This is a genomic window from Streptomyces sediminimaris (genome assembly GCF_047049295.1).
In the GTDB taxonomy this organism is placed as follows: domain Bacteria; phylum Actinomycetota; class Actinomycetes; order Streptomycetales; family Streptomycetaceae; genus Streptomyces; species Streptomyces sediminimaris.
Genome location: NZ_JBJWOT010000002.1, coordinates 160,060 through 180,738, shown reverse-complemented (window position 1 = coordinate 180,738; position 20,679 = coordinate 160,060). Strand labels below are relative to the sequence as shown.

Annotated in this window: 21 protein-coding genes; 9 read left to right on the top strand and 12 right to left on the bottom strand. The window is 71.3% G+C overall.

What is annotated here, in order from left to right; genetic code table 11:
* Positions 1 to 124: 124 nt before the first annotated feature.
* The 4 genes from ACJ9NR_RS38770 to ACJ9NR_RS38755 form a co-directional block, all read right to left on the bottom strand.
* Positions 125 to 1,891, bottom strand: a complete 1,767-nt coding sequence (locus ACJ9NR_RS38770; protein WP_412494507.1) for an FAD-dependent monooxygenase — start codon at positions 1,889 to 1,891, stop codon at positions 125 to 127.
* A gap of 355 nt (positions 1,892 to 2,246) precedes the next feature.
* A complete protein-coding gene (locus ACJ9NR_RS38765; RefSeq protein WP_412494508.1) occupies positions 2,247 to 2,597 on the bottom strand; it encodes a DoxX family protein in 351 nt (116 codons plus the stop codon).
* Complete coding sequence (locus ACJ9NR_RS38760) at positions 2,594 to 4,531, bottom strand: acyl-CoA synthetase (RefSeq protein ID WP_412494509.1); 1,938 nt, start codon at positions 4,529 to 4,531, stop codon at positions 2,594 to 2,596. Before ACJ9NR_RS38760 ends, ACJ9NR_RS38765 begins: the two co-directional genes overlap by 4 nt.
* A 93-nt stretch (positions 4,532 to 4,624) precedes the next feature.
* Positions 4,625 to 5,578 (bottom strand): fumarylacetoacetate hydrolase family protein, encoded by a 954-nt coding sequence (locus tag ACJ9NR_RS38755; RefSeq protein ID WP_412494510.1) that lies wholly within the window; start codon positions 5,576 to 5,578, stop codon positions 4,625 to 4,627.
* Between the two features lie 155 nt (positions 5,579 to 5,733).
* On the opposite strand from ACJ9NR_RS38755, the gene ACJ9NR_RS38750 reads away from it, so the two are divergent.
* A complete protein-coding gene (locus ACJ9NR_RS38750; protein ID WP_412494511.1) occupies positions 5,734 to 6,405 on the top strand; it encodes a TetR/AcrR family transcriptional regulator in 672 nt (223 codons plus the stop codon).
* Positions 6,406 to 6,499: 94 nt separating this feature from the next.
* Here the strand turns inward: ACJ9NR_RS38750 and ACJ9NR_RS38745 are convergent, their stop codons facing one another.
* On the bottom strand, positions 6,500 to 7,084 hold the full coding sequence (locus tag ACJ9NR_RS38745) for a hypothetical protein (protein WP_412494512.1): 585 nt from the start codon (positions 7,082 to 7,084) through the stop codon (positions 6,500 to 6,502).
* A gap of 154 nt (positions 7,085 to 7,238) precedes the next feature.
* Here ACJ9NR_RS38745 and ACJ9NR_RS38740 point away from each other — a divergent pair, with 154 nt between their 5' ends.
* Positions 7,239 to 7,412: a hypothetical protein gene (locus ACJ9NR_RS38740; RefSeq protein WP_412494513.1), complete on the top strand. Its 174-nt coding sequence runs from the start codon at positions 7,239 to 7,241 to the stop codon at positions 7,410 to 7,412.
* 121 nt (positions 7,413 to 7,533) lie between these two features.
* The gene (locus ACJ9NR_RS38735) at positions 7,534 to 7,788 is read left to right on the top strand and encodes a PIN domain-containing protein (RefSeq protein ID WP_412494514.1); all 255 of its coding nucleotides are present in this window, start codon (positions 7,534 to 7,536) and stop codon (positions 7,786 to 7,788) included.
* A gap of 293 nt (positions 7,789 to 8,081) precedes the next feature.
* On the opposite strand, the gene ACJ9NR_RS38730 is transcribed toward ACJ9NR_RS38735, so the two are convergent.
* Positions 8,082 to 8,651: a TetR/AcrR family transcriptional regulator gene (locus tag ACJ9NR_RS38730; RefSeq protein ID WP_412494515.1), complete on the bottom strand. Its 570-nt coding sequence runs from the start codon at positions 8,649 to 8,651 to the stop codon at positions 8,082 to 8,084.
* Between the two features lie 129 nt (positions 8,652 to 8,780).
* Between ACJ9NR_RS38730 and ACJ9NR_RS38725 the strand changes: the two genes are divergently transcribed.
* Positions 8,781 to 9,806 carry an aldo/keto reductase gene (locus ACJ9NR_RS38725; RefSeq protein WP_412494516.1) on the top strand — a complete coding sequence of 342 codons (1,026 nt, stop codon included), beginning with the start codon at positions 8,781 to 8,783 and terminating at the stop codon, positions 9,804 to 9,806.
* A 399-nt stretch (positions 9,807 to 10,205) separates the two neighbouring features.
* Here ACJ9NR_RS38725 and ACJ9NR_RS38720 read toward each other — a convergent pair whose 3' ends face one another.
* Positions 10,206 to 11,621 (bottom strand): hypothetical protein, encoded by a 1,416-nt coding sequence (locus ACJ9NR_RS38720; protein WP_412494517.1) that lies wholly within the window; start codon positions 11,619 to 11,621, stop codon positions 10,206 to 10,208.
* Complete coding sequence (locus tag ACJ9NR_RS38715; protein WP_412494518.1) at positions 11,618 to 12,019, bottom strand: hypothetical protein; 402 nt, start codon at positions 12,017 to 12,019, stop codon at positions 11,618 to 11,620. Before ACJ9NR_RS38715 ends, ACJ9NR_RS38720 begins: the two co-directional genes overlap by 4 nt.
* A 420-nt stretch (positions 12,020 to 12,439) precedes the next feature.
* On the opposite strand from ACJ9NR_RS38715, the gene ACJ9NR_RS38710 reads away from it, so the two are divergent.
* The 4 genes from ACJ9NR_RS38710 to ACJ9NR_RS38695 all read left to right on the top strand — a co-directional run bounded on the left by ACJ9NR_RS38710 (position 12,440) and on the right by ACJ9NR_RS38695 (position 16,821).
* Positions 12,440 to 13,885 (top strand): hypothetical protein, encoded by a 1,446-nt coding sequence (locus ACJ9NR_RS38710; protein ID WP_412494519.1) that lies wholly within the window; start codon positions 12,440 to 12,442, stop codon positions 13,883 to 13,885.
* Between the two features lie 347 nt (positions 13,886 to 14,232).
* The gene (locus ACJ9NR_RS38705; protein WP_412494520.1) at positions 14,233 to 14,820 is read left to right on the top strand and encodes a hypothetical protein; all 588 of its coding nucleotides are present in this window, start codon (positions 14,233 to 14,235) and stop codon (positions 14,818 to 14,820) included.
* 91 nt (positions 14,821 to 14,911) lie between these two features.
* Positions 14,912 to 16,135 carry a sensor histidine kinase gene (locus ACJ9NR_RS38700; RefSeq protein ID WP_412494521.1) on the top strand — a complete coding sequence of 408 codons (1,224 nt, stop codon included), beginning with the start codon at positions 14,912 to 14,914 and terminating at the stop codon, positions 16,133 to 16,135.
* Positions 16,132 to 16,821 (top strand): response regulator, encoded by a 690-nt coding sequence (locus ACJ9NR_RS38695; RefSeq protein WP_412494522.1) that lies wholly within the window; start codon positions 16,132 to 16,134, stop codon positions 16,819 to 16,821. The genes ACJ9NR_RS38700 and ACJ9NR_RS38695 overlap by 4 nt, the downstream gene beginning before the upstream one ends.
* Before the next feature lie 27 nt (positions 16,822 to 16,848).
* On the opposite strand, the gene ACJ9NR_RS38690 is transcribed toward ACJ9NR_RS38695, so the two are convergent.
* Complete coding sequence (locus ACJ9NR_RS38690) at positions 16,849 to 17,187, bottom strand: hypothetical protein (RefSeq protein WP_412512783.1); 339 nt, start codon at positions 17,185 to 17,187, stop codon at positions 16,849 to 16,851.
* A 49-nt stretch (positions 17,188 to 17,236) separates the two neighbouring features.
* On the opposite strand from ACJ9NR_RS38690, the gene ACJ9NR_RS38685 reads away from it, so the two are divergent.
* The gene (locus tag ACJ9NR_RS38685) at positions 17,237 to 17,368 is read left to right on the top strand and encodes a hypothetical protein (protein ID WP_412494524.1); all 132 of its coding nucleotides are present in this window, start codon (positions 17,237 to 17,239) and stop codon (positions 17,366 to 17,368) included.
* 35 nt (positions 17,369 to 17,403) lie between these two features.
* Here the strand turns inward: ACJ9NR_RS38685 and ACJ9NR_RS38680 are convergent, their stop codons facing one another.
* The 3 genes from ACJ9NR_RS38680 to acs are packed head-to-tail and all read right to left on the bottom strand — an operon-like array spanning position 17,404 to position 20,666.
* The gene (locus ACJ9NR_RS38680; protein ID WP_412494525.1) at positions 17,404 to 17,967 is read right to left on the bottom strand and encodes an adenylate kinase; all 564 of its coding nucleotides are present in this window, start codon (positions 17,965 to 17,967) and stop codon (positions 17,404 to 17,406) included.
* Between the two features lie 42 nt (positions 17,968 to 18,009).
* A complete protein-coding gene (locus ACJ9NR_RS38675; RefSeq protein WP_412494526.1) occupies positions 18,010 to 18,684 on the bottom strand; it encodes an SDR family NAD(P)-dependent oxidoreductase in 675 nt (224 codons plus the stop codon).
* A gap of 26 nt (positions 18,685 to 18,710) precedes the next feature.
* Positions 18,711 to 20,666, bottom strand: coding sequence for an acetate--CoA ligase (gene acs / locus ACJ9NR_RS38670; RefSeq protein WP_412494527.1), 1,956 nt, complete (start codon positions 20,664 to 20,666; stop codon positions 18,711 to 18,713).
* Positions 20,667 to 20,679: the final 13 nt, after the last annotated feature.

The following is a 20,679-nucleotide window of genomic DNA, read 5'->3' as shown; positions in this document are numbered from 1 at the left end:
CTGTCGCGCTGGCGGGGCGGGTGCCGCGGTGTGCCGGAGGCGAGGCGAGGGGGAGGATTGGGGGGCCTGGCCCGCCGAGGCGGCGGTGATCGGCAGGGCGGGTGGCACGGCGGGTGAGCGGTTCCTACCGTGCGAGCAGGGTGTCCAGTGCGGTGGTGAGTTCGGCGACCGGGTCGGTGGCCGCGCCGTGGGCGCGCCAGCCGATGAAGCGGTCCGGGCGCGCCAGAACGGCGCCTTGGGGAGTGTGACCTCGGGCGGCGGTCCAGGTGGAGCGCAGGTCGCGGTAGTCGCCGTCGACATGCCCGATCCGGACCGCGTCCACCGGCAGCCCGCACTCGGCGGCGATCTTCTCGGCGGCTTCGCACCAGGCCTGACCGTCCTCTCCCGCGATCAGCAGCAGGCGGCCGGGGCGCACCAGGCGGGCCAGGGCCACGCGACGGCCGTCGAGGTCCTCCAGCCAGGCGTGGGGCAGCGGGTGTCCGGGGCGGGCGGCGGCCTGGTAGACGCGGACCGGGTCGGGGTTCTCGGGTGCGGGAGTGCCGTCGGGGACGACGGCCGCGGAGTCGTACGTGTAGCCGAACTCGACGCCCAGTTCGTTGAACTCCATGGACTGGGCGGCCACGGCAGCAAGGAAGGTGCGGCGGAAGTCGGCGTCGGCGGGGTCCTCGCTCCACAGGCGGCGGGCCTGCCGCCAGTTCTCCTCCTCGCCGGCCTGGGGCCCGCCGCCGAAGAGGGCGTTGATGGCGATGTGGTTCATGGCGTTCTCCAGCGAGCGCCGGACGTTGGCGGCGTCCACCGGGCGCCGCTCGGCCTCATAGGTGTCCAGCAGGGCGTCGCCGGCATGGCCGTTCAGGACGGCGGCGAGCTTCCAGGTGAGGTTCTGTACGTCGTGCATGGCGGAGGTCAGGCCGAGGCCGCCGGTGGGAGGGTGGCGGTGGGCGGCGTCGCCGGCGATCAGAACGCGGCCGACGCGGTAGCGGTCGGCGACCACGCCTTCCAGAGTCCAGCGGGAGATCATGTGGACCGTCAGGTCCTCCTCGCTCAGGCCCAGCCCCGTGCGCAGGTCGGCCAGGACGGACCGGTCGTCCAGCGCGCGGCCGTCATCGGGCCCGTAGTTGAGGTGGAAGACCCACTCCTCGGACTCGGGGCCCCAGTGCTCGGGGCCCATGGGCACGAGAACGCCGGGGATGCCGAGGTCGGGCAGCCACAGCCAGCGGATCAGCACCTCCGGGTCGAGCGCCCAGCGGGACAGGTCGGCGGAGAGGTGGAAGGAGACCACGCGGGCGAGGTCGCGCACGCCCTCCTGGACGATGCCCAGGGCGGGTCCGACGGTACGGCCGCCGTCGCAGCCCAGCAGGTAGCGGGCCCGCACCCGATAGGTCCCGCCCGTGTCGCGGTCGGCGACGGTGGCGGTGACGCCCTCGTCGTCCTGGGCGAGTGCGGTCAGTTCGTGGTGGAAGCGGACCCGGCCGGGCGAAAGTTCCTCGGCGTGGGCGCGCAGGAGGGGCTCGAGGCGGATCTGGGGCAGGTTGGATTGGCGCTCGGGGCTGGCCGCGAGCCACTCGGGTGAGCGGCCGCCGGCTCCCCAGGCTTCCATCCTGGCGACCCTGCGGCCGTAGTCCTCGTGGTCTCCGGCCAGGCCGACGTACCAGGCGGTGTGGGACATCTGCTCGGCCGGAGTGGAGGCGGCGTAGATGGTGTCGGCCACGCCGGCGTCGCGCATGACCTCCATGGCGCGCTGGTTGAGGACGTGGGCCTTGGGCAGGACGGAGGTGCTGGGCCAGGCGGTGACCAGCAGGGACTGTATGCCCATGCGGCTGAGCAGCATGGAGGCGGTGAGCCCCGCACCGCCTCCGCCGACGATGAGGACGGGGACGTCGATGTCGTTCATTGGGTACTCCATGGGGTGTCACGGCTCGGGGCCATGGGGTGGGGACGGCTCCGGGAACAGGCGGGGGAACAGCGCCGAGAGCGTTTCCCGGTCGATTGATCGAGGCGGGGTGCCGGTCCCGTTCGCGGGTTGAGCGAGCGGCGGCGCGTACGGTCCGGACAGCGCGGAGAGGCTGATGGAGACCGGCAGTGCCGAATGAGGGGGCGCTCGGACCTGGGCGGCCAAGGCGGTGGAGACGCAGTGGGCGCCGTACGAGGTCGACACGGCTCATCGTGATACTCCTCGGGTCCCGGGTGGCGGGTGGCGGCTGGGCGGTCACGGCGGCACGCCGGCCGGCAACAGGGTGTGTGGTCGGCTAGCCGCCGGCCAGCAGCACGAGATGGGCTCCGGCCAGGGCACCCGCGATGACGGCCGGCAGGCAGCGGGCCGCCGGATCGCCGCTGCGCAGGTGGACGACGACGGCTCCGGCCATGAGCAGGACCAGGCCCGTCGATGCGGCGGCACCGAACGCGGTGATCCGCAGGCCGAGCAGCAGACCGGCCGCTGCCGCCACCTCCAGAGCACCCAGCAGGCGGTAGTGGGCGGTGGTCATGCCGGCGTGGGACGCGGCCTCGCGCATCGCGGGGACTGCCGCGAGCTTGGCCGACCCGAGCACGAGGAAGATCACGGCGAGGAGGACGGCGAGGACGATGGCGGTGGTACTCATGGAGTTTCTCTCTCAGGTGGCCGGCTGGGGGCGTACTGCCAGTGCAGGACGTACCGGTCGAGGGCCGCGGTGACCCTGTGCCGTACCGCCTCGTCGGCAAGGGCGGGCACCGTCACGCGGACACCGCCGTCGTGCGGTCGGCACAGGATGCGCTGCGGGTCGCAGTCCGCGCCCTGGGCGACCAGTTCGGCGTGGACCGCGCGGCGGGTGGCGTCCAGGCGAAGGCCGAGCTTGTAGGGCTTGCCGACGGCGGTGAGTGGAATGGCGTCGATCACGCACACCTCGCGCGGGGCGGCGGCGCGCTCGGGGACCCGTTCGGTGGCCCAGGCGAGCAGTTCGGCGGGGTCGGTCCGGGCACCGGGGGCGAGAGTGACGTAGGCGACGGGCACCTCGCCGGCATGCGGGTCGGGACGGCCGACCGCCGCGGCGGCGGTGACCTCGGGGTGGGCGAGGAGGGCGTCCTCGATCGCGGCGGGGTCGATGTTGTGGCCGCCGCGGATGATCAGGTCCTTGGCGCGGCCGGCGAGATGGATGAACCCGTCGGCGTCGATACGGGCCAGGTCGCCCGTGTCCAGCCAGCCGTCGCGGATCTTCCCGGCGGTGTCCAGACGGGGCCCCTGGGCGGTGGTCTCAGCCACGTACCCGGCGAAGACGACCGGGCCGCTGACGGCGAGCACCCCGGTGGCGCCCGGCGGCAGGTCGTGCCACCCGCCGGTGTCCGGGTCGATCCGCACGGTCTTGACCCGCTGGTAGGGCAGGCGCCGGCCGACGCTGCCGGGACGGGTGCGGCCGGGCAGGCCGAGGGCGGAGGCGCAGGTCGCCTCGGTCAGGCCGTAGCCCTCGCACAACGGGATACCGGTGTGCTCCTCGAAGGACTCCCGCACGGCGGGCGGCAGGGGCGAGGCACCGACGGCGGCGAACCGCATGCTGGAGATGTCCGCGTCGACGGGGACCTGGGCGAGGACGGAGTACACGGTGGGCACGCTGGACATGGTGGCGATGCGGTAGTGCTCCACCAGCTTCCAGAACGCCGGATACAGCTCGGGATCGCGGTAGCCCAGCGGCCCGGCCCACACCACTGCCCGGCCGCGCAGCAGCGGGCCGAGCAGGGTGACGATCAGGGCGTTGACGTGGAACAACGGCAGCGCCGCGAACATCACCGAGTCCTCGTCGAGAGGAATGCTCGCCGCCACCATCCAGGCGTCGACGACCTCGTTGGCGTGCGTGTGCGCGGCGAGCTTGGGAGTGCCGGTGGTGCCCCCGGTGTGGAAGTAGGCGGCCAGGTCGTCGGCGGTCGGGGGCTCGATGTCCAGCAGCCGGTCGGCGGGATGGGGCGCGGCAAGCTCTGCGAGGTAGCCGACGCGAACGCCCTCGACGGGATCCAGAGCGGGGGCGGGCCCGTCGGTCAGGGTGGGGGCCAGGGCCAGCAGTGCGTCCAGCCGCAAGGCTGCGGCGACCTGCCGGGCCGTGGCCCACACCTGTGCGTCCAGCTGCGGACCGGCGGCGATGAGCACCTGAGCACCACCGCGCCGCAGCAGCTGCTCGACGTGCTCGGATGCCAGGCCCGGGTTCACCGGGGCGGCGATACCCGCTGCCTGCGCGGCCAGGAGGGCGGCGGGCAGCTCCGCGGTGTTCGGCGCGAGCAGGCCCACGGCGGTCCGGCGTGTGACGCCGAGCGAGCGCAGCAGGTTGGCGGTGCGGTGCACCTGGTCGCGCAGCTGCGCGAAGGTGGCGGTGGCGGGGCGCAGGAAACGCGCGGCGTCGGGCAGCACCGTCAGGGCCGGGCGGTCGGGCCACAGACGGGCGGCGCGCAGCACGGTGTCGTAGGTGGTGGCGGGCAGGCCGCGCTCATGCAGCGGAACAGTCTCGATCGAGGACAGGTCCGTGCCGCTGTCGGGGGCGGGCCACAGCGGGTCGGTGGGTGTGAGTGTCACCGGTGCGCCTTTGCAGGGTTTGGGATGGGGTCGGGTGGCCGGCCCGGTACGGGGATGCCGGGCCGGCCGGTTCCGGGCGGGGGCCGGGAGTCTTCAGCGAGCGCGCACGACCGTGCGCTGCTCGCCGAGGTCGAGTGCGCCGTCATCGGTCGCGATGCGGGCCGTGACGATGTCGCCGTCCTTGAGGTAGTCGGGGTTCGCCTGCTGGCGGGCGAAGAACTTCTGCCAGCGCTTGTGCGGGGGCAGCAGGGCGGCGAGCGTGGTCAGGAGCCTGCCGGGGGATTTCAGGGCGGTGCCGCCGGGGGTTCCGGTGAGCAGGACGTCGCCGGGTTGCAGGGTCTGGAAACGGGCGAGCAGGCTGAGGGCGCGGGCGGGTCGGACGATCATGTCCGTGGTGGTGCGGTCCTGCCGGACGGCCCCGTTGACCTTCAGTGTGAGCCGCAGGTCCGGCAGGCGGGCCAGATCGTCGGCATCGACCAGGAGCAGCCGGGGGCCGAGCGGAGTGAAGGTCGGGTACGACTTGGACTCGTAGAACTGGGTCTTGGGCAGTTGCAGGTCGCGGGCGCTGACGTCGTCGGCGACGACCAGCGCGGCGACGTACCGGGACAGGGCGGCGTCGGTGACCTCGGTGCCGACCGGCAGGTCCGCGCCCATCACCAGCGCGAGTTCCACCTCGTAGTCCAGGAAGCGCACGTGCCGCGGGCGCACGATGTCCTGGTAAGGGCCGCTGACGGACCCCGACGCCTTGCGGAAGAACGCGGGCGGGACGGTGTCCGGATCGAACCCGGAATCCACCGCGTGGGAACGGTAGTTGACCATCTGGGCCACCACCCGGCAGGGGGCGGTCACCGGCGACAGCACCTCGGCCTCTCCAAGGGGCTGCCCGGCGTCGGGGTCAGCCGCGGCGCGGGCAGCCGCCTGCCGCACGGCGGAACGGTCGGCGAGCAGGCCGGCCGTGGTGTCCGCGTCGGCGTCGACGCGGTGCAGCCGTCCTGTGCCGCTCTCCACCCACCAGCCGTCTGGGGTGCGGACGACCTGGATACTCATCGGCTCTCCTGAGTCCTGGACAGACGTCGACCGAGCCGCTTCCGCGAGCAACTTCAGTCAGTAGTGATGAGAGCATCAGGCCAGACGAAGCCACCGTCAACAATCGTCAATAGTGACGAAATCATCAGGACTGATCCATCGGATACGGTAGAGAGATGAGTACCGACCGACAGGGCAAGGCCGGCAGCCGGACCTCCAGCCGCGCGCCCAACCGCCTGGACCGGCGCAAGGCACGCACCCGGGCGGCACTGATCGCCGCCGCACAGGGGTTTCTCGCCAAGCAGGGGCGGACCGACGTCAGCATCCAGGAAATCACCGAGGCGGCGGACGTCGGCTTCGGCTCCTTCTACAACCACTTCACCACCAAGGACGAACTGTTCGACGCCGCCGTCGCCCTCACCCTGGAGGAACACGGCGCCCTCCTGGAATCCGTGGTCGGAGACCTGAAGGACCCCGCGGAGATCTTCGCCGCCAGCGTCCGCCTGACCGGTCGGCTGCAGCGCACCCACCCGCAGATCGCCAGGATCCTGCTCCGCACCGGCATGCCCTACCTGACCTCCGACAGCGGCCTGGCCCCGCGGGCGATGCGGGATCTGCAGGCCGCCGCCGACGACGGACGGCTGGACATCGACGACCCGCACACCGCTGTGGCCATGGTCGGCGGCGCCCTGCTCGGGGTGCTCCACCTGCTGGAGACCCGCCCGGACCTCGATGCCGAGCAGGTCTCCGATCAACTGGCCATTCGCCTGCTGCGTATGTTCGGCATGACACGCGCCGAAGCACGGGAGATCGCCTGCCGGCCCCTGCCCGCGCTGCCCACGGCCTGACGTGGGCGGCAAGGCCCGGACCGACGGTGGGGCCGGCACGGGCGGCGAGCGACAGAAAGCGACGATCAGCGACGAATGACCGTCGATGTCGCGCCTACTCCGGAGGCGCTTGGGTCACGTGCAAGCCGTAGTGGTTCAGGTGCACTGTGAGGAGCTGAGCCATGACACTGGACACGTCGTTGGGATTCAGCAGGCGGTCGGTCTCTGCATCCCCGGCGGGAAAGCTGAAGCGTCCGGGCCAGACAATGGCTCGGCTGAAGAAATCACACAGGACATCGAAGAATTCCTCGTCCGAACGGCCGGGAACCGGCTGGCCCAGCACGGCGAGGCCCGTTTCCACGATGTGGTTGAGGTGCCGCCGACGTGCCTCTCGCTGCCTTCGGGCTTCACTGGAAGCGTTCTCCTCGCTTACGCCCACCACCCTCAGCCGACCGGGGCCGTCATCGAATGACTGGGCCTCGTCACGCGCCTTCGTCAAGGCCTCGTCCAGCGAACCGGCGTCGACGTACAGTCGCCGCTTGATGCCCCCGTCGGGGCTCTCCAGATGGACCGAGTAACGCACCGGGACGGGCTCCGGGCTCTCTCGTGACTCCTCCCGGGTGCGCTGCGCATCGTCGATAGCGGGGTCCTCCGCAGCTGACATCCAGTTTCCGCTCTCGCCTGACTGAAAATCACTCACTTCAAGCTCCTCAGACTGCTCCAGGACCCAGGCTGCCTCACCGCTGACGTCTCGTTCTCGCCACAGCCGAACAACAACTGACGCTTACGCATCAGCTGAACGGACGAAAAGACCGTACAACAGGGGCGAAGACGCGGTGCCGAGGGTTTCGGCCTTGCCGCTCTTGGATCCTGCGCGCGCTACCCGGGAGCTCACGGCGGCCGAGCGGAAGCAGCGGGCTTTCGAGGCTACCCGTGAGCTCGGCATCGAGTACACCGCACAGGTCCAGCAGGCCGGCCGGGACGCCCGGGCGAAGATCCGCGCCCGTCAGGGCGGCACCGCCGCATGAACCTGCCGGCCGCCCTGGACCACACCGCTCTGGCCGCCCTTTTCGTGCGGATCCCTTCTTCACCGGCCGCTACGTCGAGGCCTCGCGTGGCACTGCCCGGGTCATCGTCCCGTCGCTGTCCGTGCTGGCCGCCGAACGGCAGGTCGACGTTGCCAGTGCGGGCCGGCACGCGGCGTCCCTGCGGTTCGCGGAGCACATGCCGTTCACCGCGGCGCATGCGGTGGATGCGATGGACTGGAGAAACGTCGACTGGCCGGTGGCGCACGCGGCAGCGATCGCCTGGCAGGCGATGAAGGCCGGGGAACCAGTCACTGCCCTGTCACTGGAACCCGAACGGTACGCGGGCACCCGCATCACTCCACTGAACCCGACCTGAGCTTCGGCCTGGCGGGTCTGCTGTGCCGGCCGCAGCCCTGTGCGCGACCTGGGCATCCGTCCGCTTGTCGCCCGACGTGCCACCGAGCACCGCAGCGGACCGGGCGGCAACCGCCACGCCGTCACCCAACTCCTCCCCGCCGGGCCGCGGAAGCCGCCGTCACCCTGCTCCACCGGTTCCACCGCCTGCGCGTGCGCCGGGAGTTCCGCGCCGTCATCCGCCAAGCCTGCCTTCCTGGCGCCCAGCTGCGCGCTCGTCTGCCGGCGGCGTGTCAAGGCGTCAGTCCGATCTGATCAGTGCTCGGTGGACCGGGGCTTCGGCTTGGCTCCGTAGCGGAGTCCGTCGATGAGCAGGGCGACCATGCGGTCGTCACCGGCGTGATCCACGCCCGCCGGCGAGCACAGGCGGGAGACCGCGTGCAGCAGTTCCAGGGGATCGACGTCATCGCGGACCTCCCCGGCGGCGGCCGCGGCGGCGAGCAGTGATCCGAGGGCGGGCTCGAAACGGTGCTGGAAGTAGGCGGGCAGCGGCTCGAAGGCGGGGTTGCCGGAGTGCAGGGCCGCAGCGAGTCCGCGTTTGGCCCCGACGAACTCGGTGAAGCGGCGCAGCCAGCGGACGAGGGCCTCGAGCGGCTCGTAGGTGGCGGCCAGGGTGGCAGCGGTGTCGGCGCACGCGTCGACTTCATGCCGGAAGACCGCGGTGACCAGGTCCGATCGCTCCGGGAAGTGACGGTAGAAGGTGGCGAGGCCGACCCCGGCCCTGGTGGCGATCTCGCGAACGGGGGCGTCGACGCCCGATACGCGGAACACCTCCCGGGCCGCGCCGATCAGCGCGTCGATGTTGCGTTGTGCATCGGCGCGCACACGTCGTGCCCGTTCAGGTGTGGCCGCGCTCACTCCAGCCCTCCGGTTGCAGAAATGAGAAAGCGTTCCGTATCGTGCTAACTGATAAGCCGTTCCGGTTGTCCCATGCTACGCCACCGGAGGAGAACCATGCGCTACCGCACGCTGGGCCGCACGGGCATCCAGGTCAGCCCGTACTGCTTGGGCGCCATGATGTTCGGTGCCATAGGCAACCCGGACCACGACGACTCGATCCGCATCATCCACAAGGCCCTGGACGCCGGCATCAACTTCGTCGACACCGCCGACATGTACTCCCGTGGCGAGTCGGAGGAGATCATCGGCAAGGCGCTGAAGGGCCGCCGCGACAACGTCGTGCTCGCCACGAAGGTGAACGGCGCCATGGGCGAGGACCCCAACGAGCGCGGCCTCTCGCGTCGGTGGATCACCGCCGAGCTCGAGAACTCGCTGCGCCGGCTGCAGACCGACCACATCGACCTGTACCAGATCCATCGACCGGACCCGACGACCGACATCGAGGAGACGCTGTCGGCCCTGACCGACCTGGTCCGCAGCGGCAAGGTCCGGGCCATCGGCTCCTCGACCATGCCCGCCTCCGACATGGTCGAGGCGCAATGGGTGTCCGAACGGCGCGGCCTGGAGCGGTTCCGGACCGAGCAGCCGACCTACTCGATTCTCAACCGCGGCATCGAACGCGAGGTCCTGCCCGTCGCCGAGCGCTACGGGATGGGAACGCTCGTATGGAGCCCACTCGCTCAAGGCCTGCTCACCGGGCGCGTCCGCAAGGGCGCGCAGACCGACCTGCGCCGCGCCGCCCACTTCAAGCACCTCAGCGACGAGCGCCGACTCGACGCCGTCGAACAGATCATCCCGCTCGCCGAAGAAGCCGGCCTGCCCATGACCCACCTGGCGATGGCCTTCGCGATCGCCCACCCCGGCGTGACGTCGGCGATCATCGGGCCCCGCACCATGGAGCATCTGGACGACCTGCTCGCCGGCGCCGACGTCAGCCTCTCCGACGACATCCTCGACCGCATCGACAAGATCGTTCCGCCCGGCACCGACATCGGCGCACTGGACATGGCCTACCAGCCCCCCGCGCTACAGCACGCGAGCCTGCGCCGCCGACCCGCCGACGAACGCGCCGCCGGTTGAGACACGGCTTCTTACGTCGTATCCGGCTTCGACCCGGCCTGATATCCAGCTCCGACCCGACCTGATCGATGGCCGCCGCTGCCGGAATCGGACTCGACCCTCACGCACCACCCGGCAACAGCACGAAGAGATCAGTAGGGCACCCGGGCCCGGCGGTCCCGCGCCTCGTTCGCACGTAGCGCGGGACCGCCCACCCGCCGCCGGCCCGCCCCCGGCGGCCCGGGACCTGCGGGCACGCAGTACCGTGCCGCTTCCGGAGTCGGGAAGGACCAGCACCAACCGATCGGTGCAGTAGTTCATGTCGGCCGGTGCGAGGCGCGCGCCCTCACGACCGCTCACCTGGTCGGCGACGATTGGTCGGCGACGATGTCAGCGCTCGCCCCTCGGGAGCGGCCGGCGTCAGCGCTCCCCCTTCCGCAGCCGGAGTTGGGCATGGATCGCCTTGAGGGCGTCGCCCTCGCCCGACTCGGGGATGGTGGGCGACTGGGAGTTCGCCTCCTCCGAGCCGTCCTCCATGGCGATGTTCACATGGGTGACGACCTCGATGCCGCCGCCGCTGGCCACCTCCAGCCGGAACTCACGGGCCTGCGTGACCTGGTAACGCCGGATGTTCCTGCCGTTCCTGGACGACGCGTTCAGATCGCCGCGCAGGGCGTTGCCCGACCGGTGGTTGGTGTGCGTGGTGAGGGAGACGATGTCGCGGTAGTAGTACTCGTACGTCTTGTCCTCCAGCAGTTCGCCGGTGATGAAGTCCCAGGTGCACAGGCAGGCGCTGAGGTGGGACTCCGTCATCGCGACCAGGACGGCCCGGTAGCGGGAGAAGCGGACGATGCCGTCGCCGCCGACCTGGATCTCGGAGTTGACGTCCTGCCCGTACAGCGGCACCAGGCGGGTCACCAGCCTCAGGCCGGAGATGTTCAGCCGCTGGTGGGCGTGCTGGGTGACGAACGCCTTGTCCTCGTCGAACCACTGCGCGACCTGCTCGTCGGTGGGCCGCGGATGACTCGCCTCCCACGCCGCGTCGAACTCCTTCTTCTTCTCCAGGTAGCGGCCCGCCGCCTTCACCCCGACGATCGCGCCCGCGACCAGCAGCACGAAGCCGAGGAACGCGCCCCCACCGGACGCGGCGACCAGCGTGACCAGCCCGATCGCGGCGCCACCGCCGCCGCCCAGCATCAGCGCCTGATCGGTGCTCGCGTCCAGCGGGTCGGGCACCGGGGTGAAGTACTTCCGCATGAGTTTGGCGCGCTCGGTGTTGCGCCCCCGGGGCTCGCGGTGGCGGCCCGATTGCGGCAGTGGCGCCACCCCGACGCGCTCGACGAGGGCCCGCCACACGGCGGACTCGGTCGCCTCGACCAGCGTGACGATCTCCATGATGTGCCGTACGTCGGCGTCGCGCGCGGAGGCCATCAACTCGTGCGGGGTCGGCGGGTCGTACGCGCGTCCCTGGCCCTCGTAGTGGTCCTCGCGTATGACGGCCCACAGCGCGTAGGCGTGCGGGCGGGCGCCGGGTGCGCGCACCGCCGCCTGGAGCTGCTCCTCGATGGAACGGATCGTCGGCCCGTCAACGGTACGCGGGGTGCGGCCCGCCAGCATGGCGAGGGCGAGGTAGTAGCGGAGGTCGCCGTCCGCGTCGCCCAGCTCGATCGCCTTCCTGAACCGGGCCTCGGCCTCCGGGTACAGCCGGGCCTGCAGCGCCTGGATGCCGAGGTAGCGGTGGTTCTCGTCCTTGCCGAAGTGAAAGTTGACCGTGCCGATGCTGTCCGCGTTGAACTGACCGCCGACATGCTGTCCCCGCTGGTCGTAGCTGGTCATGCCTGCCCCCCGAACAACACCTTGACCAGGCTCTCCACCTGCCCGATGAGCGGTGCGAGCGCACTCACCCCGGCGAGCGTCTCCCCGACCCGCTCGACCAGCACGGCGATCCGCCGCTTCTTGGCCTGCTCTGCGGCCGGCTCACCCGCCTCGACGGCCTCGGCCTGCTGCACCTCGCGCAACGTGGCGACCGCCCCCGCGTACGTCTCGTCGTCGATCCCCTTCTCCCGGTGCAACTCCTCCACCGCACCGAGCAGTTCGGCGATCGCGTTCCGCAACTCCGCGCCGCCCGACCCGTTCCCCTGCACGACTCCGGTCCCCCCGAAGTCCTTCATGGTCACCGTCTCGGCGTTGACCTGATTCCCTACCGTCTGGCCCGTCTGATTGAAGGTAGCCATGACGAATCTCCCCCCACTGTTTCCCCTTGCTCACGGGCACAAGGAACGCTTGATTCCAGACGCCCGAGGACTGCAGAGCGTAACGGCAATTCATGCGACAAGCATCGAATTCGACTAACTCGGCAATTAGGTTCAATAACCCAAGATGTACGTCAGACATAACCATCAGGCCGGTCAATCCGGATCACATACGGTCGCTGCCGGCCTCTCGCCAGGGAGTCTGGTCCATGCCCTGGTTGGTGAGCATGCGGACGGATTCGAGCTGCACGGAGGACGGGAGGTGGTTTTCGCCCAGGACGGGGACGGGGGTGCGTCCGCGTTCCTCGCGCTCTGGCGGCAGGGCACGGGCGGTCTGTGCCGGAACCGCCGCTCACAGCTCCGCGACGTGGCGGACCGGACCACGGGTGGCATAGTGCCCGGATGCCCTCACACAGACGAACGGCAGGACTCCTGGCATCCATCGCGGCGGTGTTCGCGGCGGCCGTGCCACCCGCCGCCGCCGGCGACGGCTCGGACCACGTCGTGATGCGCTTCGAGACCGAGAAGACCTTCGTCATGTACAACGCGGACGCCGGGGCCGAGGCCTCCAACAGCGACTTCCACGTGCCCGTCTTCGTCGAGCGGGACAAGGAGGGCACACCGGCCCGCAACGTCCGGGTGGTCGTGGACGCCTCGGGCCTCAAGGGGGTCGCCCGGCTCGGGGACAACGGCATGTGCGAGGCCCAGGGCCCGGTCTACACCTGCAAGTACGGCGATCTCCAGAACGGCGACGGCGAGAGCTACGACCCGCTGGTCCTCCTCGGCGTGGACGGCGTCAAACCGGGTGACAGCGGCACGGTGACGTACACGGCGACCGCCGACAACGCCGCCGCGATCACCGGCACCACCCGGATGACCGTCGGCGGCCCGACGCTGTCCGCACCCGGCCAGGAGACGGCCGTGAGCGCACTGGCGCCGGGGAAGCCCGCGCAGGTGACCCCCCGGCTGGCCAACAACACCCGCTTCCCGGCCGGGCAGGGTGTCGCCTTGCAAGTGAACGTCTCGCAGGGCCTCACGCTGACCCCCCGGTACAGCAACTGCTTCTACTCCGGCCCGTCGCCCACCTCCGCCTGGTGCACGTTCCCCACCGTGGCCGCGCCGGGCGCCGCCTACCGCACGAGCGCACCGCTGCCGTACACCGTCACCGCCCCGAAGACCCTGTCCGGCGAGGTGACCTACACCTGGTCATCGGACCCGCACCGGCCCGCAGGGCACACCACCCGCGGCACCGGCGCCCCGCTCACCCTGCTCCGCACCGCCGCGCACCGAGGCTTCGACGACAGCCACGGCAGGGTCAAGGTCACCACCACCGTGCAGGCGGACTACGAACCGCTCACCGCAACCGTCCGGGGCCGGGTCGGCGACACCGTGAGCGTGAAGCTCGGGGTGCGGAACCTCGGCCCCGGCCGACCGAGCGGCGACGTGGGCGGCTTCGAGGTGGTGCCGCCGGAGGGCACCACGGTCACTTCCATACCCTTCACCTTCGAGGACACGGACGGGAAGTGGGCGTGCGACCGCCCCGCCAAACCCGGCGGAGCGTTCGTCTGCGACCTCAACCGCGACGTGTTCTGGCCCGCGTCCGACGGGACGACCTCCGTCGTGTTCCGCTTCCGCATCGACCGGCAGGTCCCGGGTGCGAAAGGCACCATTCGCGTCCGCAACCCCTTCGACCGCACCCCCGGCAACGACACCGCCGTCATCCCCCTGCACGCCTCCCCCGCCCCGCCATACCGCAAGCCCGCCGTCCTGGTACCGACCGCCCTCGCCGCCGTGGCGACAGTCACCGGGATCGCGCTCTACCGCCGCCGACGCTACGCAAAGGTCTAGATCACTACTGTGACCAGGAAGGTTCACCCGGTCGGCGGTCAGTGGTGTGGCGAGGCACGGTGCCTGGGTGGTGCTTGAACGGAAGAAGATCTTGAACGGTTTGGTCCTGTTTCACGGTGGCGGTTATCACTGTTCGTCAGGCAGGAGGGGAACATGCGCCAGGCGTGGGAGCCCGAGGACCTGATCGAGGTCTGGACGCAAACGCGAGGACCGGGTGGATCGATGCCACAGGCGGCCGTCGGTAGAAGGGGGTGGACCGTGGTCTCCACCCCCCGCCCCCGCATCTCCACCCGGTGACCGGCCCGGAGGCCGATGGCAGGGGCGGGCGTCGTGGCGAGGGTGGGTGCATGACAGCGAACATCGTGATCATGCAGCTGGCGCTTCTGGCCGTGGTGCTCGAGTCCGATCTCGGCCGCCGCAAGATCGGCTGGTTCCGGGTGGGACGGCCGATCGTCGGCGTCGCCGTCATCGTGCCGTTCTTCTTCACCTCGTTGCCCACCGGCGGGGCCGATCTGCTGCTGCAGGGCGCCGGCGCGCTGGCGGGGGCGGCGCTCGGGCTGTTCTCGGTCTGCCCGCTGCTGGTGTCCGTCGACTACCACCCGGGCCGGCGACGCCGTTGGCCGCGCACCTCGCCCACCCCAGCCAGCCCCGCCGCGATCAGCCGCTCGGGGGCCGGCTACGCGGCGGTCTGGATCGCCGTGACCGCCGCCCGGCTCGGCTTCGCCTACGGCGCCCAGCACGTCTTTCCGGTGGGGCTCGGCGTGTTCCTGACCAACCACCACCTGAGCGCCACCGGTCTGACGAACGGCTTCATCTTCCTGTCCGTGAGTATGAGTCTGTTCCGCAGCCTGGGGCTGTGGGTGCGAGGCCGCGCCCTCCTGGCCCAGGCCCGCCCGGTCATGGGCGCCGCGCCTGCGACGGAAGGTGCACGGTGATCCCCCTATCGCTGCTCTCCCTGATCGTCCGCGCTGTCCGCGCACTGCGGGCGCGCTCTTCAGGCACGCCGTCCTGGGATAATGCGGACCGATGAGTATCACCAGCGGATTCAGCCCGGCCGCGGACCATCCCGGGATCGGGCTGAGCGGCATGATCCCCGACCCGCGGGCGCGTGCCGCGGCCATGCTGGTGGGGCTGGGCGTGTCTGTCTGGATCAACGTCGCCACGCTCCCCGCCGACCCGGGGGTCGTGGTGCCCGTCGCCCTGGCCGTCGCCGCGCTGGCCTGGCTCGTCCTGATCGCCGGCGCCCTGCTGACCGCCGGTACCCGGGGTGCGCACGTGGCCGCGGTCGCCGCGGTGATGTGCGCGGCCGGGGCGGTGCTCGCGGTCACCGACGCCAATGGGCTGATCTTCACCGGCGTGGCGGCGAGCCTGGCCGCCGTCGCGTTCGATCCGGTTGCCGCCCTCGTGCTGTCCACCACCGGTCCCGTCGCCTACTGCCTCGCGGCGATCCCCCACGGGCCGTTTCCCGGGCGCCTGTCGAGCACCGCCGCGGTGGCCCTCGCCGGACTGGTGGCCGGTGCGAGCCGACGCGAGACCGACCAGCGTGCCCGGCACAGCACGCTGGTCGCCACGGAACGCCGGCGTACCGAGCTCGCCCGGGCCGAGGCGGAACTCGCCGGTGAGCGCAACCGGCTCGGCCGCGAGCTGCACGACGTGCTCGCCCACACCCTCGGCGCCCTGTCGATCCAGCTCACCGCGATCGACACCCTCGCCCGCACCGAAGCACCGCGCGAGAAGCTCATCACACAGATCGAGCTCGGTCACGAGCTGGTCAGCACGGGCCTGGACGAGGCACGCCAGGCCGTCCGCGCGCTGCGCGGCGAGGGCACGTCGCCGGCCGCGCAGCTCGAACGGCTCTGCGAACTCCACCAGGCAGAACTCGAACTGGACGGTAGCCGGCAGGAGCTGGACGCCGATACCACGCTCGCGCTCTACCGGGTCGCCCAGGAAGCACTGACCAACGCCGCCAAACACGCCCCCGGCACGCAGGTGAACGTCCGGGTCGGCTTCGGTTTGCAGGACGTGACCGTACAGGTCGGCAATACCAGACCCGCCCCGGCCCCGGACACACCCGCGGCACTGCGCGCGAGCGGCGGCGGGTTCGGGCTCCAGGGCATGAGGGAACGCGTCGAGCAGGCGGGCGGCGATCTCCAGGCCGGCCCCACGTCCGACGGCGGATGGCGGGTCGCCGCACGCATCCCCTACCGACGGGGTGACCTGGGCGACCGCAGCGACGGGAGCGACCGATGAGCCCCACACCGATCTCCGTGATCATCGCCGACGACCATCGGGTCGTCCGCGAGGGCCTGGCCACCATCCTCGGCGCCGTCGACGGGGTGCACGTCGCCGGATTGGCCGCGGACGGCGCGCAGGCCGTCGATCTCGCCGCCCGGCACGAGGCCGACGTGGTCCTGATGGACCTTCACATGCCCGGCACCGACGGCGTCGAGGCCACGCGCCGACTCAGGACCGAGCGTCCGGCCACGGCCGTCGTGGTCCTGACCACCTATACGGACGACGACTCCATCCTCGCCGCACTCGAAGCCGGCGCCACCGGCTACCTGACCAAGAACGCCTCCGCCGCGGACATCCACCGCGCCATCGAGGCCGCCGCCTGCGGCCACGCCATGCTCGACCCGCTCGCCGCCGCCCGCCTGATCCACGCAAGCCGCCGCACCGACCCGGGACACACCGCGAAGAACGCAGCCCTCCCCGACGGCCTCACCGAACGCGAGGCCCAGGTGCTCGGCCTGATCGCGCAGGGCCTGCCCAACGCGGAGATCGCCGCCAGGCTGTACCTGAGCCGCTCCACGGTGAAGACCCATATCCATCAGATCTTCGCCAAGACCGGCAGCCGCGACCGCCCGCAGGCCATTGTGTACGCACACCGGCATGGGATCCGCGCCGAGGAGGATCCAGCCCAGCGGAACGGGTGACGGGCCGGGCCCTTCGGCGCTTCGACCTCACGGCTGCACTGCAGTTACCTTGCCGTCAGCGAGCTGGATGGTGCCGCGCGCTCCCACCTCACGTGGGCCCACGACGAGCTGATACACCAGCCCGTCACACCGGTGACCAGGCGTGCACTGCACGACTTCGGACGTGTCCTGCACGGTCGGCCACCGACCGGGCTCCTGCCGCCGGTGACCGGCCGGCAGCTCGCCGGCTTCATCCTCCTTCAGAACTTCTGGCGCCCGGCGCTGGATCACCCGCTTCGGTGGAGGCGCGACATCTGGGTCGATCTGGGACTGCTGAACCTGGCCCGAGCCACCGTGACCCTGCAGGAGGGTCAGGCTGATCACCAAGGCCGAGACCTTCGACGTCCGCACCGAACCCGGCGCCCCCACCCAGGTCGTGGACGACATCAGACAGAACCGCCACGGTACCCCCGGCCCCGCCGACCAACAATGGATCAGCCGACGGGCCAACCTGACCCTCGCCTTCCTCAAACCCGCCATCGACCAGGCGCTGACCACGTGCCCCTGACACGAAAGGGGGGCACGTCTGACGGCGGCGCGCGGTCACCCGGCCCGGCGTTCCGCCTCCGACAGGGCCGCCATGGCCCGCTCCGTGATGTCCTCGACGGGGCCCACGGCCCGGACCGTGAGCAGGATCGCCGCGTAATGGGCCAGGAGGGGTGCGGTCTGCTGCTCGTAGACCTGTTGCCGATGGCGGATGACGTCCTGGGTGTCGTCCGGCCGGCCGCGGCCCAACAGCCGTGCCACGACGACTTCTTCGGGAGCGGTGAACTCCAGCACCGCGTCCAGTGCTGAGCCCGTGGCGCCCAGGACCGCGGCGAGTTCCCGCGCCTGCGGCACCGTGCGGGGGAATCCGTCGAGGAGGAAGCCGTCCCGGGCGTCGGACTGCGCGAGCCGTTCGCGGACCAATCCACCGGTGACATGGTCGGGCACGAGGGTGCCGCTGTCGAGGTGGCGCCGGGCGGCACGCCCAAGCGGGGTCCCGCGTGCCACGTGGTCCCGGAACAGGTCTCCGGTGGAGACGTGAGGTACTCCCAGCCGTTCGCTGAGGGCGGCCGCCTGGGTGCCTTTGCCCGCACCAGGAGGTCCGACGAGGACGAGTCTCATCCGTGTCGCGCACCTTTCGGTTCTCGTGTCGTGATCACTTGGTCAGGCGGCCTCGAAGGGGCAGGCGGGTTCCTCGTCGAGCACGAACACCGGGCCCTGCGCCCGGCTGGTCCGGCGGGTCAGCAGGTCGCACACGGCCTCGCCCGCGCCCGCCCGGTACGCGCCGGCGCCGACCAGCGGACTGGGCACGACGGTGGCGACCTGGACCCGTGGCTCCAATTCGGCGGCCAGCCATTCCGTCAGCTCGATCAGCCCGGCCAGCGCCGCACCCTGCGGGCCACCGCGTGCCGTGGTCGCGACGACATTGACCACCGAGCCGTCGTTCGCGGCCATCCAGCGCGCGCATGCCCGCTGCACGCAGGCCAGCGGGGCCACGAGGTCACGGTGCAGGGCGTCGCTCAGGGCCGCCGGGTCCAGTCCCATCAGCGAGCCCTGCCAGGGGCGGGCCGCGACCAGGTTCACCAAGTGGTCCAGGCGGCCGAGGCGTTCGACCACGGTATCGACCGCTCCGGCGAGCACGGCCGGGTCGTCGTGGGCGCAGGGCAGCGCGAGCACGGGAGATCCCGGTGGTGCCATGAGACGTGCCTGCTCGGCGTCGGGGCCCGCGAGCGCCACCTGGACGCCGCGCGCCAGGAGGCTCTCCAGCACGGTGGTGATCACCTCACCGCCGCCGGTGACGAGCGCGACCCGGCCGGTCTTGGTGCTCGCGCTGTGCATGTCCGTGTCCCTTCGTGCCGCGTGCGTCAGCCGGCCTGCGGAGATCCGCCGGCGAGGCCCGCGTTGATCCGGTCCATGACCGAGGCGTCCGCGAGAGTGGTGACGTCCCCGATCTCGCGGTTCTCCGCGACATCCCGCAGCAGGCGGCGCATGATCTTTCCGGAACGTGTCTTGGGCAGCTCGCGGACGACCATGATCTGGCGGGGCTTGGCGATGGGGCCGATCTCCCGGGCCACGTGCTCGCGCAGGGCCGGAACCACGTCCTGCCCGCCCGCCGCGGCCTCGGCCGCCGCACCACGCAGGATGACGAAAGCGACGATGGCCTGGCCCGTCGTGGAGTCCGAGGCGCCCACCACGGCGGCCTCCGCCACCGACCGGTGCGACACGAGCGCCGACTCGACCTCTGCGGTGGAGATCCGGTGCCCGGAGACGTTCATGACGTCGTCGACCCGGCCGAGCAGCCAGATGTCACCGTCCTCGTCGTAGCGGGCGCCGTCCCCGGCGAAGTAGTAGCCCTGCGTGGGGAAGCGGGACCAGTACGTCTCCCGGTAGCGCTCGTCGTCGCCCCACACCCCGCGCAGCATGGACGGCCACGGCTGGTCGAGCACCAGGTAGCCGCTCTCGCCCCTGGCGACCTCCCGGCCTTCGTGATCGACGACCTTGGCGGAGATCCCCGGCAGCGGGGTCTGGGCCGAACCCGGCTTCGCGGCAGGGCCACCGGGCAGGGGCGCGATCATGACGGCGCCGGTCTCGGTCTGCCACCAGGTGTCCACGACCGGCGCCCGGCCGCCGCCGATGTGCTCGCGGTACCAGCGCCACGCCTCGGGATTGATGGGCTCACCCACGCTGCCCAGTACCCGGATCGAGGACAGGTCGTGACGCGCCGGGACGTCCTCGCCCCACTTCATGAACGTACGGATGAGGGTGGGCGCCGTGTAGTACACGGAGACGCCGTACTTCTCGACGATCTCGAAGTGGCGCCCTTCGTGCGGGGTGTCGGGCGTTCCCTCGTACATCACGGACGTCGCGCGGTTGGCGAGCGGCCCGTAGACGATGTACGAGTGGCCGGTGATCCAGCCGATGTCGGCCGTGCACCAGTACACGTCGCTGTCGGCGTCGAGGCCGAAGACGGCGCTGTGGGTGTACGCGGCCTGGGTGAGATAGCCGCCCGAGGTGTGCAGGATGCCCTTCGGCCGGCCGGTCGTGCCCGAGGTGTACAGGACGAACAGCGGGTGCTCGGCGTCGAAGGACCCGGGCGTGTGCCGGTCCGGCTGGGCGCCCACGAGCTCGTGCCACCACAGGTCGCGGCCCTCGGTCCAGGGCGCCTCGAGGCCGGTACGGCGGACCACCAGCACGTGCTCGACGCAGGGCGTGGCCGCGGTCGCCTCGTCGGTGTTCGCCTTCATCGGTTCGGCCCTGCCCCGGCGGTACTGGCCGTCCGAGGTGATCAGCAGCCGCGCCTCGGCGTCCTCGACCCGGGAGCGGAGCGCGGCCGGGGAGAACCCGCCGAACACCACGCTGTGCGGCAGCCCGAGCCGTGCGCAGGCCAGCATGGCGAACACGGCCTCGGGAATCATGGGCAGCTGGATGGCGACCCGGTCCCCCGTCTTCAGGCCCAGCGAGAGCAGGGCGTTTGCGGCCTTGCAGACCTCGCGCTGAAGCTCCGCGTAGGTGATCGTGCGGGTGTCGCCCGGCTCGCCCTCCCAGTGGAAGGCGACCTGGTCGCCGTGGCCGGACTCGACGTGCCGGTCCACGCAGTTGTACGCCACGTTCAGCCGGCCTCCGCCGAACCAGCGGGCGTGAGGGGCATCCGACCAGTCGAGGACCTGGCTCCACCCGGTGTCCCAGTGCAGCCGTCGCGCCTGCTCCGCCCAGAACGCAAGGCGGTCGTCCGCGGCCGGCGAGGACGGTCCGGGCGCCGGCTCGGCGCCGGTGGGACGCGGGCTCTCGGGGCGGACGAGGGGGTCGGGACGCGGGGACATGCGGATCCTCCAG

Bases quoted from the DNA above. Each gene is read 5' to 3' on its own strand.
- ACJ9NR_RS38675 (WP_412494526.1), bottom strand. From the start codon at position 18,684: ATGCACAGCGCGAGCACCAAGACCGGCCGGGTCGCGCTCGTCACCGGC.
- acs (WP_412494527.1), bottom strand. From the start codon at position 20,666: ATGTCCCCGCGTCCCGACCCCCTCGTCCGCCCCGAGAGCCCGCGTCCC.
- ACJ9NR_RS38770 (WP_412494507.1), bottom strand. From the start codon at position 1,891: ATGAACGACATCGACGTCCCCGTCCTCATCGTCGGCGGAGGCGGTGCG.
- ACJ9NR_RS38725 (WP_412494516.1), top strand. From the start codon at position 8,781: ATGCGCTACCGCACGCTGGGCCGCACGGGCATCCAGGTCAGCCCGTAC.
- ACJ9NR_RS38715 (WP_412494518.1), bottom strand. From the start codon at position 12,019: ATGGCTACCTTCAATCAGACGGGCCAGACGGTAGGGAATCAGGTCAAC.
- ACJ9NR_RS38750 (WP_412494511.1), top strand. From the start codon at position 5,734: ATGAGTACCGACCGACAGGGCAAGGCCGGCAGCCGGACCTCCAGCCGC.
- ACJ9NR_RS38705 (WP_412494520.1), top strand. From the start codon at position 14,233: ATGACAGCGAACATCGTGATCATGCAGCTGGCGCTTCTGGCCGTGGTG.
- ACJ9NR_RS38755 (WP_412494510.1), bottom strand. From the start codon at position 5,578: ATGAGTATCCAGGTCGTCCGCACCCCAGACGGCTGGTGGGTGGAGAGC.
- ACJ9NR_RS38680 (WP_412494525.1), bottom strand. From the start codon at position 17,967: ATGAGACTCGTCCTCGTCGGACCTCCTGGTGCGGGCAAAGGCACCCAG.
- ACJ9NR_RS38700 (WP_412494521.1), top strand. From the start codon at position 14,912: ATGAGTATCACCAGCGGATTCAGCCCGGCCGCGGACCATCCCGGGATC.
- ACJ9NR_RS38720 (WP_412494517.1), bottom strand. From the start codon at position 11,621: ATGACCAGCTACGACCAGCGGGGACAGCATGTCGGCGGTCAGTTCAAC.
- ACJ9NR_RS38710 (WP_412494519.1), top strand. From the start codon at position 12,440: ATGCCCTCACACAGACGAACGGCAGGACTCCTGGCATCCATCGCGGCG.
- ACJ9NR_RS38765 (WP_412494508.1), bottom strand. From the start codon at position 2,597: ATGAGTACCACCGCCATCGTCCTCGCCGTCCTCCTCGCCGTGATCTTC.
- ACJ9NR_RS38695 (WP_412494522.1), top strand. From the start codon at position 16,132: ATGAGCCCCACACCGATCTCCGTGATCATCGCCGACGACCATCGGGTC.